This is a genomic window from Polynucleobacter sp. HIN9, assembly GCF_030297635.1.
Taxonomy (GTDB): Bacteria; Pseudomonadota; Gammaproteobacteria; order Burkholderiales; family Burkholderiaceae; genus Polynucleobacter.
In genome coordinates, this window is the sequence record NZ_AP028140.1 from 1,101,809 (window position 1) to 1,117,228 (window position 15,420).

Here is a 15,420-nt window from a genome sequence, read left to right on the forward strand (position 1 = left end):
TGAGGTCATGAAGCAGATTGATTTAATCAAGAGTTATCTTTTAGTAAACCTATTAGCTGCCGTTAGTTGGTCGGTAGCGCATGAAAATCCAGGCTTACAAATTGATGTCAGTGGATCAGCAGAATCAACAACGGGCATCTTAACGCCCACCAAAATCTTGCAAGGGAATGAACTACAAGATAAGTTAGGTACCACCTTAGGTGCCACCATTGGGAATGAGCTTGGTGTATCTCAGACCGGCTACGGCCTTGGTGCATCGCGCCCGGTCATGCGCGGTCTTGAGGGAGCTAGAGTGCAGATTCTTCAGAACGGTCTGTCGGTCGGCGATGTCTCATCAATCTCAGCCGACCATGCAGTAGCCAGCCCGGTAGCAAACGCCCGACAGATTGAGATTCTGCGAGGAGCTGCCGCCCTGCTCTATGGCTCAGGTTCAAGCGGCGGTCTGGTGAATATCGTCAACGACCGAATTCTCACGACTCTGCCTGGGGAGGCTACAGGTTCAGCAAATACGAGCTATGACTCTGTTAGCAATGGTCGCGCTGCTTCGGGGCATGTGGATACTTCCTTTGAGTCCATCGCAATCCATGTTGACACCGCAATCAACAATAACCAAAACTATCGAATTCCAGTAAATTCAACGCAAGGCGGGCCAAATCAAGTGTGGGGTGTTCCACCAGGTGGTCCTTTTGAAAACTACACGGGCAAACTACCCAACTCCTTTAACAACCAAAATAATCTAGGGGTTGGGGCTTCCTACATTGGCAAATCTGGATATACCGGGATTTCCGTAGAGCGAATGAATAATAACTACGGCATTCCGACTCCAGAGGGCGGCATGATTGCCCAATCCCAAAATCGCTATGATTTCCAGCATCAGACGCGTGATCCGTTTGCTGGGCTCTCCTCCATTAAGTTCAGTGCAGCCAATAGTAATTACAACCATACTGAGTTTTCTATAACGAATGGTGCATACACTCCTGCCGCACTCTGGAAAAATATTGCTAATGAGGCAAGACTTGAGTTGGCCCACAAAGCGGTGATGGGCTGGAAGGGAACGTTTGGTGCACAGGTAACACGCTCCTCAGCAGAGGCTACTGAGGTCGAAACCGGCAGCTACGCCATCTTGCCATCCACTAAGACCAACTCCAATGCACTCTTCTGGATTGAGGAAGGCCGTTGGGGCGCCCTGCAAGGTAATTTGGGTTTGCGATATGACTTGGTATCTCAAAATCCCAATCAGGTCAGTGAGTTTCAGGATCCTGGTGTAGCTGGTGGTAATCCAGCAACCCCAAACTTGCAGAACCGTAATTTCAATCTGATTTCGTACTCAGTGGGTGGTCTATGGAACTTTGCTAATGGGTATGGCACAGGATTGTCATACACCGTTTCTCAACGAGCACCAAGTCCGCAGGAGCTTTATTCCTACGGTATTCATGAGTCGACTGCGACGTTTGCGGTGGGTAACTCGAATTTGAACAAAGAGACTTCCCATAACTTAGAACTCAATCTGCAAAAGACGGTGGGTAAAGTAAAAGGCAAGGTCAATCTTTATCTCAATAAATTTAATAACTACATCTATGGTTATTACACGGGACAAACTGCAGAGGCTGCTGAAGAATTTTCAGTTGTAGTTGCTCAACAAGCCGCTGCCACCATTAAGGGGGCTGAGGGTGAGCTGACCTACAACTGGGGTAATGTCGGCAGTGGTGCCCGTTTGTTTGCCGATGCGTCTCAAGGTACATTTGATGTGGGTGGTAACTTGCCCTTGCAGCCTGCCCCTCGGGTTGGTGTGCAGGTAGCGCATCAGAAGAATGGTTGGTTGGCGAACGCCAGTTATACCTATAGCTTTCAGCAAAATCGTCTCGCTGACTGGGAGGTTGGCCCAACTCCAAGCTATAACCTCTTAAATGCCGGTTTGTCCTATACCGAGAAGATCAATAAGGTGAGTTGGACGGGCTATATGATGCTCAGAAACATTCTGAACGATGATATTCGCTATGCCACCACGCCGATGGCGGTTCGTTTATACGCACCCCAACCCGGTCGCAGTTTGATGGTGGGTGTTCGAGCTAACTTCTAGAAGCCTCAATCATGGATCGTACCTGGTTCTCGCAATACAGCGCGAGATCCTTGCGATCCAGTTCGACTGCAGGGCTTGGTGCAAAGATCAGCTCGACGGTAATGGCTTTGGCTCTCAGCATCTTGGCAATGGAATCAATCAAGGTCATGTCGCCAATGAAGGCGGTGGCATCGCTATATTCCTGATGCGCATTGCGATACCGAATGGCCATTGGAAATGTTTGTACCTGGGTTTGGGCGGCTGACTCAAAGAGATTGGTTTTGAATGGTAGGACCCGATCCCCTGCTGTTGAGGTCCCTTCTGGGAAGATGCATATTGGCTCTTTAGGCAGAAGGTCTTCTAATTGTTTAGCAATCTCTTTGCCGTGTCGTTTGTTATCTCGACGAATAAAGAGCGTACCAGTTTGCCTTGCCATCCAGCCAAAGATAGGCCAGCTTGCTACCTCGGATTTGGCGACAAAGCGGCAAGGCAAGAAGGAATGAATACTGGCAATATCAATCCAAGAAATATGGTTAGCCGCAATCAGATAGCCCCCGCTCTTGGGCAAATACTCGGCATTAATGACCTTGAGTTTGAGCTTAAAGATCTTAAGAAGTTGTCTTGACCACGCTTGAATATGATGTTTTTTAGTCGATTCCTGCGCAAAGGGGAAAATCATAATCAGAATCAATGCGCCTTTGATCACATGGAAAATGATTTGCAAGGCGGGCCAGAGTAAGGATCGGGATGAATCTGCCATAGTTCAGATAATAAAGGGGGTTGCCCCGGAGCTTGTCATCAAACTGACACCAAAGTGTCATGATGATTTCATGATGCGGTGGCATTGTAGAGGTCCATGAAGCACTATCGAGCCATTTAGATCTCAGACGTGCATCTCGGGACACCTGGATGCCAGGCTAAGTTCCTCCTCGATTTCTTAAAGCATAACGAATCCGATACTCTTTATTTGGTTGGCGACATCATTGATGGCTGGCGCTTAAAGAAGAGTATTTACTGGCCTCAGTCGCATAACGATGTCGTGCAAAAGATCTTACGCAAGGCTCGCAAAGGTACTGAGGTCGTCTATGTGCCCGGTAATCATGATGAGTCTGTGCGTCAGTTCTTGGGCCTCTCCTTTGGTGAAATCAAAGTGGTGCCCGAGGCTATTCATACCACAGCCGATGGTCGCAAGCTCTGGATTACCCACGGTGATTTATTTGATGGTGTGATGCAATATGCCAAGTGGCTTGCTTATGTAGGTGACAATCTCTACTCCCTCATTTTGTACTTCAATCGCTATCTCAATCTACTGCGTATTCGCATGGGTATGCAGTATTGGTCGCTCTCGCAATACTTAAAGCACCAGGTCAAGAATGCGGTGAGCTACATTGCCGACTTTGAGATGATCATGGCGCGCGAGGCTCGTTTACGGGGTTGTCAAGGCGTGGTCTGTGGGCATATTCATAAAGCTGAGATCCGTATGATCGATAACCTCCTCTATTGCAATGATGGCGATTGGGTCGAGAGTTTGACCGCCTTAGTTGAGACCCATGAGGGTGAGCTCAAGATTGTGCATTGGCCACGCATCTTAGATGACAAACCGGTTATCGAAGAGGTGATGGTTGAGCAAATGAGTCTATCGATTTCTTTTCCGAGCCGAGCCGCATCGCCTGCGTTGATGGCGCAATCCACTACCACTCATTCAATGGAGACTATTTCATGAGAATCATGATCGTGACTGACGCTTGGGAACCCCAAGTCAATGGGGTTGTCAGAACCCTCAAGCAAACCACCTATGAGCTCCAAAAGATGGGGCATCAGGTCGAGATGATTACGCCCACCGAATTTAAGACCATTCCCTGCCCCACCTATCCAGACATTTCTTTATCGATCTTGCCTGGCAAAGGTGTCACTAAACGCATGAAGGCCTTCTCGCCCGATGCAATTCATATTGCGACCGAGGGGCCGCTTGGCTTGGCTGCACGCTCGTACGCACTGCGCCACAACCTACCATTCTCAACCGCTTACCACACCCGTTTTCCGGAATACGTCTTCGCACGCACCCGCATTCCACTAGCATGGACCTATCGCTTCCTGAAATGGTTTCATGGGCCATCGATGGCAGTGATGGCACCCACCCAAGTGGTCAAAGATGATCTCGAGAAATACGGTTTTGACAATGTCGTGATCTGGTCGCGCGGCGTTGATCTAGAGATATTTAAAGTCCAACCCTCCAAAGTATTAAATTCAGCTCATCCTATCTTTTTATATGTGGGTCGGGTTGCGGTTGAGAAAAATATCAATGCTTTCTTAGAGCTCGATCTTCCTGGCTCAAAGTGGGTGGTCGGAGATGGTCCGGCCTTAAAAGAAATTAAAGAGAAATACCCGCTCGTCAACTATCTTGGTGTCTTAAATCAATATCAATTGGCTGAGGTCTATGCAGCGGCCGATGTCTTTGTGTTCCCGAGCAAGACTGACACCTTTGGTCTCGTTTTACTTGAAGCCATGGCTTGCGGTTTGCCTGTAGCAGCCTACCCTGTTACCGGCCCAATTGATGTACTGGGTGACTCCAAGGCTGGAGTCATGCATGCCGATTTAAAGACTGCCTGCATGGAGGCCCTTCGGGTTCCGCGTGAGGTGGCCCGCGCCCATGCCGAGAAGTTCTCATGGAAAGCGGCGAGTGAGCAGTTTGCCAATCATCTAAAGCCAGTGCGTGTGCATGTGAGCACGCAAACGGTTCCCGCTTGATGAGCCAACCATACGACATTAAACAAAATCCCCATAAGGGGAATCGCGGTCTGACCCGAGCGATTCATGCGGCCAAGAACTCCTGGCATGGTTTGGTCTTTGCATTTAAAGAGGAAAGTGCTTTCCGGCAGGAACTGGTCTTATTAGTAGTCTTAAGTCCCGTTGCTGCTCTCTTGCCGATCGGCCTTCTTGCGAAGGCTCTCATGATCTGCTCCTTAATCATGGTGCTGGTGATTGAACTGCTGAACTCGAGCGTAGAAGCCGCTATCGACCGAATCTCCTTTGAGCACCATGACCTCTCGAAGCGGGCCAAGGATTTTGGCTCTGCCGCTGTGATGCTAGCCCTTCTCATTGCCTTTGTGATCTGGGCTGCCGTCCTCTATCAAGAATTTATTCAATAAAAACAATTACTTATGATTTTGTCACCCCTGCCTTATTCCTGTAATATATGCCCTATAGGATCAGGCTATCAACTAAGGAATCACAATGCCTGATATCCCAAATCCTTTTTCGCCTTTAGACAACCTATTTATTACAACGAAACGTCATGCGAACGCATCAATTTCCACTAAACCCTGGGCGGATAAATTGAATCCTCTCAAAAAGCTCTTTGGCAAAAAGCCAGAGACTCCTGAGGGCGATATCAAGTCCGACACGCCCACGTCTAAGACTGGATTAGAAAACGTTCCTCAGCTCTTAGGTAAAGCCAAGCGTGCTCCCTTTAAGATCTCGTGGGCCATCAATGCCGAGGAAATCAAAGAGGCACAACGCCTGCGTTACAAGGTATTTGCCGAAGAGATGGGCGCGCATCTGCCAGTCAATGAAGACGGTCTTGATATCGACGAGTTTGATGCCTATTGCGATCATTTATTGATTCGTGATCCAGAGACCCTGCGTGTCATTGGCACTTACAGGGTCTTGCCACCTCATAAAGCTACTCAGCTTGGTCGTCTTTACTCGGATTCGGAGTTTGATCTCTCCCGCATTAATCACTTACGCCCCAAAATGGTTGAGGTGGGTCGTTCCTGTGTGCATGAAGACTATCGCTCGGGTGCAGTAATCATGGCCTTGTGGAGCGGTCTTGGCCAATATATGAAACAGCATCAATATGAGATCATGCTCGGTTGCGCCAGCATTCCAATGGCTGATGGCGGCCACTATGCAGCCAGTCTCTATAACTCGCTCGGGCCGGAGCAAATGGCACCAGTTGAGAACCATGCGTTTCCGAAGCTACCTCTCCCCTTAGATCGCTTAAATAGCGGTCTGCATGTGGAAGCACCACCGCTCATTAAGGGCTACCTGAAACTCGGGGCTAAGATTTGTAGTGCGCCCGCTTGGGATCCAGACTTCAACACCGCCGATCTACTCACGATGTTGCGGCTCTCCGAAATGAATCCGCGCTACGCGAAGCATTTTCTGGAAAAGGCGGACTAATCCGTTAGCTTTAGGGTGTAGCGGTATCCGATTCGTTCCCACTCCGCCGCTTCTTTACGTAGACTGAACTCGGTTAAGGGGTGGGCATTGGCCCACTGCCGATCAATCGCAACCTCAAAGGTCTCGCTATTAGGATTCTTGACCTTTACCTTGGGTAGGTGCTCATCCATGCGTGAGCGGCACAAGACATGCGCTAGACGAATGCAGAACAACATACGCCAGTCGGTGAAGTTGGCATTGTTTGAGAGTTTGCCCAGTTTGCCCGTATGTCCCAGAAGCAGCGCTGCCAATCGGGCTTGATCATTCTTGGAGAACCCTGGCATATCCGCATTTGCGGCGATATAGGCTGAATGTTTGTGATAGCCGTTATGCGAGATTGATAATCCAACCTCATGCAGGTTTGCTGACCAGCCAAGTAAGGCAAGGTTATCAGTGCGGCTCTCGTGATTAGGCTTTGGTAATTGGGCTAAGAACTCCGCTGCCAAAGTGCCTAAACGATGCGCCTGCTCACGATCAACTGCATAGCGTTGCATAAACTGCTCAACGGTCACAAAGCGCATGTCGTCGTGCTGCGTCCGTCCTAATAAATCGTAGAGCACGCCAACTCGGAGGGCTGCATCACTAACTTCCATGCGCTCGATGCCTAACTCATCGAAGATGGCGAGCATGATCGATAGCCCACCCGGCAAGACGGGGCGACGATCATCCTTGAGGTTGATGAGATTGACTCGATCGATGTGATCAAAATCTAGAAGGCGTTTCTTCAGGCCCTTGAGACCCTGCAAGGTAATCACCCCCGCACCACTATTGTCTAAGGGGTCTAGGATTGACTTCTCACCTGAACCATTTAGTTTGTTGTCTGCAATCAAGTCAGCTAAAGCGCGTGCCGTTCCCGATGAGCCAATCACTTGGTTCCAGCCTGATTTACTAAATCGTCCTTTAATCACTTGCACCTCGCGGCGCGCCGCTAGCTCCGCCTCTTTAAATGCGTGGGGATCAATCACTCCATTTGGAAAAAAACGAATGCTATGCGATACGCAACCAATATAAAGACTCTCTAAGAGCTTCGGCTCATAGCCCTTACCAATAATGAACTCACTCGAGCCACCACCCACATCGATTACCAAGCGATTGCCTGAAACAGCTGGAGCCTCATGCGAGGTGCCGATATAAATCAGACGGGCTTCTTCCACTCCAGCGATTACCTCAATCGGAAATCCCAAAGCAACCTGAGCCTCTTGCACAAACTTTTGCGCATTGCGCGCTACTCGTAAGGTGTTGGTGGCAACGGCTCTCACCTGCTCAGGCTGAAAGCCCCGCAAGCGCTCCCCAAAGCGTCGAATCGCCCCTAAGCCCCGCTCCATCGCCTCGTCATCCAAGACCTTGCCAGGGGTTAGGCCGGCTGCCAAACGAACTGGCTCGCGCAAGGTGTCGATGGTACGTAACTGCATCCCGGAGGGAGTAATGTAGGCCTGACAGATGAGCAATCGAAAGCTATTGGAGCCGAGGTCAACGGCGGCCACTAGGTCTAGTCCGGGCTTATTAGGGGTGCTGGTCTTAGACACGGTATTTAGGATTTATTAAAGTCAAAGACTATTATCGTATGAAATAAAAGTGACACATTTGTGAAATATAAAGAGATATGTCACTTCTATTACTCAACCGTGAAATCGGTATCCTCGAATTTAATTCACGGGTTCTGGCGCAAGCCGAGGATCCGAAGATCCCCCTACTGGAGCGCATTCGCTTTCTGAGTATTGTCTCGAGTAATCTCGATGAGTTTTTTGAGATTCGGATGTCAGGTATCAAGGAACAGCTCATCGATAACTCCTTAAAGGTAGGCTCTGATGGGCGTACTATTGCAGAGAGTTATGAACTGGTCTCGCAACACACCCACACCTTGGTTGAGCGCCAGTATCATCTTTATCAACAGGTGCTGATCCCGCAGTTGCGCAAAGCGGGTATTGAATTTTTGCTACCCGATTACTGGAATGATGAACAGCGAGTTTGGGCTGAAGACTTCTTTAAAGAAGAACTCTTTCCCTTACTCACACCCATCGCCCTCGATCCGGTTCACCCCTTCCCACGAGTCATCAATAAAAGCCTAAACTTTATCGTTCAACTTGATGGGAAGGATGCTTTTGGACGCAAGGCTAATCTTGCTGTGGTGCAAGCACCGCGCGCACTGCCTCGTTTGGTCAAAATGCCTCACCGCTTATCAGGCAATACGAACACCTTTGTATTTTTATCCTCCTTTATTCAAGCGTATGTGGGTCAGCTATTTCCGGGGATGAAAGTGCTTGGTTGCTATCCATTTCGGGTGACGCGTAATTCTGATCTGTTCGTTTCCGATGATGAGATCACCGATCTTCGTCAAGCCTTGCAAGGCGAGCTACCTACCCGTCACTTGGGCGATGCAGTACGCCTAGAGGCGAATATCAATATTCCAGATGCTCTCTTACAGCGCTTATGCAAGGAAAATAATCTTGATATGCGCGATTGTTACCGTGTCAATGGCCCAGTCAATTTGGTCCGCCTTGCTCAACTCCCAGACTTGGTTGATGAGCCTAAGCTGGTCTTTAAACCATACACTCCTGCCATACCATTTAAGCACGGCTCAGGTAATGGAGCTGTCTCATTCTTTGAGCGCATTAAGCAGGCCGATATTCTTTTGCATCATCCCTATGAGAGCTTTGAGCCCGTCTTAGATCTATTGCGCGAAGCAAGTCGCGATCCTCACGTATTGGCAATTAAGCAAACAGTGTATCGGACTGGTGATAAATCGCCAGTCATGGAGGCTCTGATTGAGGCTGCCCAAAATGGTAAAGAGGTTACGGTGGTCCTTGAGCTTCTTGCCCGTTTTGATGAGCAAACCAATATTAATTGGGCGGCTCGCTTAGAGGAAGTTGGAGCACATGTGGTCTATGGGGTGGTCGGTCATAAATGCCATGCCAAACTATTGCTGATCGTTCGTAAAGAGAAAATCCATAAGTCAGGTAAGACATCACTAGTGCGCTACGCCCACCTTGGAACCGGCAACTATCACCCCCGTACCGCTAAGCTCTACACCGACTTTGGTTTGATGACCTGCGATCCACTCATCACCAAGGATGTGCATCAAGTTTTTCAGCAACTCACGGGGACTGGAATGCAGCTCGAGACCCGCGAACTGTGGGAAGCCCCGTTCACGATGCTCGAGCAACTCGTGCATCACATCCGGGCTGAGACCAAGGCTGCGAAGCAAGGTAAGAAAGCGCGCATCATCGGCAAGATGAATGCTCTTTTAGAAAAGACCATCATCGAAGAGCTCTATAAAGCCTCTCAGGCTGGGGTAAAGATTGATCTGATCGTGCGCGGGGTCTGCGCTCTGCGCCCTGGGGTGAAAGGCCTCTCGGAGAACATTAAGGTACGCTCGATTGTGGGTCGCTTTTTAGAGCATCACCGGATTTATTACTTCTATCATGGCGGCTCTGAACAGGTCTATCTTTCGAGCGCGGATTGGATGGAGCGTAATCTACTGCGCCGCGTGGAGGTTGCCTTCCCGGTAAAGGATCCCAAACTCAAGCAACGGGTGATTAACGAGGGTTTGATGGTTTTACTGAAAGATAATGCCTCAGCATGGCTAATGAAGCCCGATGGTGGTTACGTGAAGAGTAAGCCACGCAGCAACCAAACACCGATCGTGGGTCAGCTCGAACTGCTTAAGAAATTCGCTCGGGGGGAAAGCGCAGGGTAAAGGTACTACCCTTGCCAAGGGTACTCTCAACCACTAACTGGGCTTGATGACGGCTCGCCACATGCTTCACAATCGCTAAGCCAAGACCGGTACCACCGGTCTCACGCGAGCGACTCCGATCGACCCGATAGAAGCGCTCGGTTAAGCGTGGAATGTGTTCCGCTGAAATCCCAGGTCCCGTATCGGTTACCGAGAACTCCCCCTCTCCCTCAGGATTAATGCCCCATGAGACCGTCACCGATCCCTCTTCTGGTGTATACCGAATCGCATTCGATACCAAATTACTAAAAGCGGACAAGACCTCGCGCTCTTCACCTAATAAATTACAGGGTGTATTGAGATTAAAGTTCAGAGCATGTTTACCCTGCGATAAGGCGTAAGCATCATTTTTGATGAGCGACATCAAATAACTCATCGAAACACTGTTTAGAGGTGCGGGTTGTGTGTTGGCCTCAAGGTTTGCCAGAGTTAAGAGGTCCTCAACTAAATTCTTCATGCGCTTACCTTGATCCATCATCATCTCGAGGTATTGGGCCTTTTGCTCGGGTGGTAGATCCAAGGTTTGCATGGTCTCCAAAAAGCCCATCATGACGGTGAGAGGTGTGCGCATCTCATGCGAAACATTGGCCACGAAATCACGGCGCATGGCCTCAGCCTTACTCAAATCCGTGATGTCCTGAATCAAGACCAAGCGGCGGTTCTCAGAGAATGGGAATGCTTGCAGACGAAGTATCAGGCTTGAACCACTCATCTTCTCTAACACAATCGGCTCTTCATAATTCCGCTCAGTGATGTATTGCACAAACTCTGGTTTGCGGACGATGTAATGAATCCGTTGTAACACATCACGTTTGAGCTCAATCCCCAAAAAGCGTTCCGCAATCGCATTGCACCACTCGATTTGATCTTGATCATCAAGCATCACAATACCATTCGGGGATGCCTGAAATGCCTCAATAAAGCGTTTATGCTGGCGCTCTGCCTGCTCAATGTCTTTCCGTAAGCCAGTAATAATGCGTTGGAGTTTGAAGAAGATCTCAGCCCAAGCGCCGCCAAATCCCGATAAATGAGAGATTCCTGCACCCTTTACAAAGGCGTCTAGGCGGGATTGATTGACATAGGCAATGAATAAGCTAAATACAATGATGAATACTGCAAGAAGCCAACCAAGCTCATCCCGTAGAAACGACTCACCAATCAAGCCAGCAACGCCGGCAAGTAGAAGGATTGGGATAAGACGGAGAAATCCAGAAAGCATGGCGACATCTTAGAGCATCTTCCGGAGATGCTCAAAAATTAAGCATAACGCCTAAGCTGGGGTTTTAGTGATCCGGTAGCCGCTACCGCGCACGGTCTCGATATATTGATCACAATTGGCTTCCGATAGGGCCGCGCGTAAGCGCTTAATATGGACATCAACGGTCCGCTCCTCGATGTAGACCTGATCGCCCCAAACCCGATCCAGAAGATGCGAGCGGCTATGAACCCGCTCAGGATTGCCCATGAAGAACTGCAGAAGGCGGAATTCGGTTGGGCCCAAGTTGAGCGATTGCTCTTTTTCTCCGGGATGGGTTACGGTAATGCGATGGGTGACCGGATCCAGTTGAATGGGCCCGAGTTTTAATACATCATCACTCATCCCCAAGACGGTATTACGTCGTAATAGTGCCCTCACCCGCGCAATGAGCTCTTTTGGTGAAAATGGCTTGGTGACATAATCATCCGCCCCAGAATCCAGCCCCTGGATCTTATCGGCTTCTGCGCCTTTGGCGGTCAGCATCAGAATGGGTATATTTTGTAACTCAGGACTAGCGCGAAGTTCTTTGGTGAATTGCACCCCAGATTTACCGGGCATCATCCAATCCAAGATCAATAAATCGGGTTTTTGAGATTTAATCTTTTGCAGCCCCTCCTCCGATTGCAGGGCACGCTCCACCGTGAAACCTGAATGAGTTAGATTAATCGCAATCAGTTCTGCAATCGAAGGTTCATCTTCAATAATCAGAATGCGGTGTGACATGGGGCTACTTAGTCGCCTCGCGAACTAGGTCATCATGTGGCACATGACGAACGTCGGCGCCTTTCACAATATAGATCACAAACTCTGCAATATTTTTTGAGTGATCACCAATCCGCTCGATTGCTTTTGCAATCGATAAAAGATCCAGTCCGGTTGAGATCATCTTGGGATCTTCTGCCATGTAAGTAATGAGTTTACGTACAAAACCCCTAAACTCTTCATCGATTTGTTTATCATCCTCAACCACTTTGGCAGCCGAGGCGGCATCAAGACGTGCAAAACAGTCAAGGGAACGGCGCAATAGCTCAATGGCCATTTGCCCGGAGAGCTTAATCTCCGCAGCATTAATTTTATAGTTCGGCGCCTGCTCAATCACGCGCTTGGCACGCTTCGCAACAATTTCTGCTTCATCGCCGGCTCGTTCAAGATTGGTAATCGCCTTAGAAATCGCCATGACCAATCGCAAGTCACGGGCTGTTGGTTGACGACGCGCAATTAACTCAGTGCATGCAGAATCAATTTCAACCTCTAAGGTATTAATTGATTTTTCTCGTTCAATGACTTGATTACATAAATCAATATTAGTTTCTGAGAATCCGCGCATGGCAACCTCGACCTGGGACTCTACTAGGCCACCCATTTTAAGCAGCTTGCTACATAAGGAATTTAAGTCCTCGTCAAATTGAGATGATAGATGGCGATCGTTCATTGCTTCTCCTCACTAACCAAAGCGACCAGTGATGTAATCCTCGGTTTCTTTACGCTTTGGCTTAATAAAAATTTCATCGGTTTTGCCGTATTCAATCAGTTCACCCAAATACATATAGGCGGTGAAATCAGAAACACGCGCAGCTTGTTGCATATTATGAGTCACAATCGCAATCGTGTAATCCTTTTTGAGCTCATTGATTAGCTCTTCGACCTTAGCCGTTGAAATGGGGTCTAGTGCTGAGGTTGGCTCATCCAATAACAGAACCGATGGCTTCACTGCGACACCACGAGCAATACAAAGACGTTGTTGCTGACCGCCCGAAAGAGATAGACCACTTTGATTGAGCTTATCTTTCACCTCATTCCACAAGGCGGCTTTATTGAGCGCCCACTCAACCCGCTCATCCATCTCTGCTTTCGATAAGCGCTCATAAAGACGAACTCCAAAGGCAATGTTCTCATAGATCGACATCGGAAATGGTGTCGGTTTTTGAAAGACCATCCCAATTCGGGAGCGGAGTAAATTAACATCCTTACCCTTTTCCAAAATATTCTCGCCATAGAAGGTAATCTCACCCTCAGCACGCTGACCTGGGTAAAGGTCATACATGCGGTTTAAGGTTCGTAATAAGGTCGATTTGCCACAACCTGATGGGCCAATAAACGCAGTAACCTTACGCTCCAAGATATCAAGGTTGATATTCTTCAGACCCTGAAAGCTTCCATAGAAAAAGTTTAGGTTCTTAATCTTGAGAGCAACGGCCACTTGCTCAGCGGACTGCTGTTCAACAGTCTGATTAATATCCGCATGAAACATCGTTTTCATCATTGTCATACTTTTACCTTTTCACGCAATACTACGCGAGCCAAAATATTTAAACCGAGAACCGCAAACGTAATTAGGAGCGCCCCACCCCAAGCCAAATTGACCCAATTGTCATATGGGCTCATAGCAAACTGGAAGATCACCACGGGTAAATTAGCCATCGGGGCATTCATATTGGTTGAGAAGAACTGATTATTTAAAGCAGTAAATAGCAAAGGCGCTGTTTCTCCACTTACCCGTGCAATCGCCAACAATACACCTGTGATCACACCGCTCTTGGCGGCCCGCAAAACCACGCTCAGCGATACCTTCCACTTTGGGGCGCCAAGCGCAAAAGCCGCTTCACGAAGTGTGGTGGGTACCAACTTCAGCATGTTTTCAGTGGTACGTACGACGACTGGGATTGCGATTAAGGAGAGTGCAACCGTTCCAGCCCATCCTGAAAAGTGCTTTACTTGATAGACGATGATGGCATAGACAAAGAGACCAATCACAATGGATGGAGCCGACAACATAATATCGGTGACAAAACGCGTCACTTCTGAAAATTTATTATTTTGGCCATACTCGGACAAATAGATTCCTGCCAAGATTCCGATGGGTGTGCTGATAAAGGCACAGAAAGCCACCATCATCAAACTACCGACGATGGGATTGGCTAGACCGCCCCCCTCTGATCCGGGTGCTGGAGTGCTGGCAAGGAATAAAGATGGGCTAATTGCGGCAAAACCCTTCCATAGAAGAATGGCCAAGATCCAGAAAAGGAATAGCATGCCGATCGACATGGCAATCATGGAGAAAGTCAGGCCCAGGGCATTAGCCCGCTTTCTTTTAGCAAATAAGGATGGATCGCGCGTGCTCATTAGGTTTTGACTCCTTGATTAGCTTCCATGCGCATCAACATGACCTTTGCGAGCGATAAAACGATGAAAGTGATCACAAACAATGCCAAGCCTAAGGCAAATAATGAGGAATAATGCAGACCCACTTCTGCTTCACCGAACTCATTTGCCAAAGTCGATGCAATCGAATTTCCTGGAGCAAAGAGCGACGCTGAAATCTTGTGGGCATTACCAATTACAAAGGTGACGGCCATGGTCTCCCCAAGAGCGCGCCCTAGACCTAACATAATGCCCCCAATGACACCGGTCTTGGTGTAGGGTAAAACAACGTTCTTGACCACTTCCCAGGTGGTGCAACCAATGCCGTAGGCAGACTCTTTTAATACCGGGGGAACAATTTCAAATACATCACGCATCACCGAAGCAATAAACGGCAGAACCATCATTGCCAAAATTAAACCGGCACACAAAATACCGATTCCATTAAAGGCGCCTGAGAACAAAATACCTAGCCCAGGGATTTGCCCCAATGTTGCAGCAAGAGCTGGTTGAACATAGTCGGCAAATAAAGGTGCAAAAATGAATAATCCAAACATACCGTAAATAATGGACGGCACTGCAGCCAAGATCTCAATTGCGGTCCCAAGCGGGCGTCTTAAAATAGTAGGACAGATCTCAGTTAAAAATACTGCGATACCAAAACTCAATGGAACTGCGATCACCAGAGCGATCAGCGAGGTCATGATGGTTCCGTAGATGGCAATCAAGCCACCAAACTCGCCATTAATAATGTCCCACTCTACTGTGGTGAAGAACCCGAAACCAAATTTACTAAGCGCTGGAGCAGCATTAAAAATTAAGGAGGCAATAATGCCGAGCAATGCAAGCAATACAGTCAATGCAAAAAATTGCGTGGAATATTTAAAGACACGATCGAGAGCACGCTGTCGTTTAGCAATACTTAAGACTTCGTGATTGACTACGTGATTGCTTAACGCGGCTTCCATGAATAGACCTTTTTAGACAAAATCAGCCCCAGTGATA

Annotated in this window: 14 protein-coding genes; 6 read left to right on the forward strand and 8 right to left on the reverse strand. The window is 48.5% G+C overall.

Annotated elements, in window-relative coordinates; translation table 11 throughout:
* Nucleotides 1–7 precede the first annotated feature (7 nt).
* Nucleotides 8–2,080, forward strand: coding sequence for a TonB-dependent receptor (locus QUE62_RS05800; protein WP_286261053.1), 2,073 nt, complete (start codon nt 8–10; stop codon nt 2,078–2,080).
* Here the strand turns inward: QUE62_RS05800 and QUE62_RS05805 are convergent.
* Complete coding sequence (locus QUE62_RS05805; RefSeq protein ID WP_286261055.1) at nt 2,070–2,819, reverse strand: lysophospholipid acyltransferase family protein; 750 nt, start codon at nt 2,817–2,819, stop codon at nt 2,070–2,072. The two genes, QUE62_RS05800 and QUE62_RS05805, sit on opposite strands and share 11 nt — an antisense overlap.
* Nucleotides 2,820–2,939: 120 nt before the next feature.
* Here QUE62_RS05805 and QUE62_RS05810 point away from each other — a divergent pair, with 120 nt between their 5' ends.
* From QUE62_RS05810 to QUE62_RS05825, 4 genes are all read left to right on the forward strand, one after another.
* Nucleotides 2,940–3,782, forward strand: coding sequence for a UDP-2,3-diacylglucosamine diphosphatase (locus QUE62_RS05810; protein WP_286262579.1), 843 nt, complete (start codon nt 2,940–2,942; stop codon nt 3,780–3,782).
* Entirely contained in the window at nt 3,779–4,807 is a 1,029-nt protein-coding gene (locus tag QUE62_RS05815) for a glycosyltransferase family 4 protein (RefSeq protein ID WP_286223158.1), read from the forward strand. The genes QUE62_RS05810 and QUE62_RS05815 overlap by 4 nt, the downstream gene beginning before the upstream one ends.
* Nucleotides 4,807–5,208, forward strand: coding sequence for a diacylglycerol kinase (locus QUE62_RS05820; protein ID WP_286261057.1), 402 nt, complete (start codon nt 4,807–4,809; stop codon nt 5,206–5,208). The genes QUE62_RS05815 and QUE62_RS05820 overlap by 1 nt, the downstream gene beginning before the upstream one ends.
* An 85-nt stretch (nt 5,209–5,293) precedes the next feature.
* Nucleotides 5,294–6,241 (forward strand): GNAT family N-acetyltransferase, encoded by a 948-nt coding sequence (locus tag QUE62_RS05825; protein ID WP_286261058.1) that lies wholly within the window; start codon nt 5,294–5,296, stop codon nt 6,239–6,241.
* On the opposite strand, the gene QUE62_RS05830 is transcribed toward QUE62_RS05825, so the two are convergent.
* Nucleotides 6,238–7,806, reverse strand: a complete 1,569-nt coding sequence (locus QUE62_RS05830; RefSeq protein ID WP_286261060.1) for a Ppx/GppA phosphatase family protein — start codon at nt 7,804–7,806, stop codon at nt 6,238–6,240. The two genes, QUE62_RS05825 and QUE62_RS05830, sit on opposite strands and share 4 nt — an antisense overlap.
* A 77-nt stretch (nt 7,807–7,883) precedes the next feature.
* Between QUE62_RS05830 and ppk1 the strand changes: the two genes are divergently transcribed.
* A complete protein-coding gene (gene ppk1, locus QUE62_RS05835) occupies nt 7,884–9,977 on the forward strand; it encodes a polyphosphate kinase 1 (RefSeq protein WP_286261062.1) in 2,094 nt (697 codons plus the stop codon).
* Here the strand turns inward: ppk1 and phoR are convergent.
* The 6 genes from phoR to pstC are packed head-to-tail and all read right to left on the reverse strand — an operon-like array spanning nt 9,943 to nt 15,383.
* Complete coding sequence (gene phoR, locus QUE62_RS05840) at nt 9,943–11,235, reverse strand: phosphate regulon sensor histidine kinase PhoR (RefSeq protein WP_286223163.1); 1,293 nt, start codon at nt 11,233–11,235, stop codon at nt 9,943–9,945. The genes ppk1 and phoR overlap by 35 nt on opposite strands.
* Nucleotides 11,236–11,286: 51 nt before the next feature.
* Nucleotides 11,287–11,997 carry a phosphate regulon transcriptional regulator PhoB gene (gene phoB, locus QUE62_RS05845; protein ID WP_286223164.1) on the reverse strand — a complete coding sequence of 237 codons (711 nt, stop codon included), beginning with the start codon at nt 11,995–11,997 and terminating at the stop codon, nt 11,287–11,289.
* A 4-nt stretch (nt 11,998–12,001) separates the two neighbouring features.
* The gene (gene phoU, locus QUE62_RS05850; protein ID WP_286223165.1) at nt 12,002–12,706 is read right to left on the reverse strand and encodes a phosphate signaling complex protein PhoU; all 705 of its coding nucleotides are present in this window, start codon (nt 12,704–12,706) and stop codon (nt 12,002–12,004) included.
* A 12-nt stretch (nt 12,707–12,718) separates the two neighbouring features.
* Nucleotides 12,719–13,525 carry a phosphate ABC transporter ATP-binding protein PstB gene (gene pstB, locus QUE62_RS05855; protein WP_286224744.1) on the reverse strand — a complete coding sequence of 269 codons (807 nt, stop codon included), beginning with the start codon at nt 13,523–13,525 and terminating at the stop codon, nt 12,719–12,721.
* A 14-nt stretch (nt 13,526–13,539) separates the two neighbouring features.
* Complete coding sequence (gene pstA, locus QUE62_RS05860) at nt 13,540–14,397, reverse strand: phosphate ABC transporter permease PstA (protein ID WP_286223166.1); 858 nt, start codon at nt 14,395–14,397, stop codon at nt 13,540–13,542.
* Complete coding sequence (pstC, locus tag QUE62_RS05865; RefSeq protein ID WP_286223167.1) at nt 14,397–15,383, reverse strand: phosphate ABC transporter permease subunit PstC; 987 nt, start codon at nt 15,381–15,383, stop codon at nt 14,397–14,399. The genes pstA and pstC overlap by 1 nt, the downstream gene beginning before the upstream one ends.
* Between the last annotated feature and the right edge of the window lie 37 nt (nt 15,384–15,420).

Coding starts and splice junctions, on each gene's coding strand:
- phoR (WP_286223163.1), bottom strand. CDS start 11,235: ATGCTTTCTGGATTTCTCCGTCTTATCCCAATCCTTCTACTTGCCGGC.
- QUE62_RS05825 (WP_286261058.1), top strand. CDS start 5,294: ATGCCTGATATCCCAAATCCTTTTTCGCCTTTAGACAACCTATTTATT.
- ppk1 (WP_286261062.1), top strand. CDS start 7,884: ATGTCACTTCTATTACTCAACCGTGAAATCGGTATCCTCGAATTTAAT.
- QUE62_RS05805 (WP_286261055.1), bottom strand. CDS start 2,819: ATGGCAGATTCATCCCGATCCTTACTCTGGCCCGCCTTGCAAATCATT.
- pstA (WP_286223166.1), bottom strand. CDS start 14,397: ATGAGCACGCGCGATCCATCCTTATTTGCTAAAAGAAAGCGGGCTAAT.
- pstB (WP_286224744.1), bottom strand. CDS start 13,525: ATGTTTCATGCGGATATTAATCAGACTGTTGAACAGCAGTCCGCTGAG.
- phoU (WP_286223165.1), bottom strand. CDS start 12,706: ATGAACGATCGCCATCTATCATCTCAATTTGACGAGGACTTAAATTCC.
- QUE62_RS05815 (WP_286223158.1), top strand. CDS start 3,779: ATGAGAATCATGATCGTGACTGACGCTTGGGAACCCCAAGTCAATGGG.
- pstC (WP_286223167.1), bottom strand. CDS start 15,383: ATGGAAGCCGCGTTAAGCAATCACGTAGTCAATCACGAAGTCTTAAGT.
- QUE62_RS05800 (WP_286261053.1), top strand. CDS start 8: ATGAAGCAGATTGATTTAATCAAGAGTTATCTTTTAGTAAACCTATTA.
- phoB (WP_286223164.1), bottom strand. CDS start 11,997: ATGTCACACCGCATTCTGATTATTGAAGATGAACCTTCGATTGCAGAA.
- QUE62_RS05820 (WP_286261057.1), top strand. CDS start 4,807: ATGAGCCAACCATACGACATTAAACAAAATCCCCATAAGGGGAATCGC.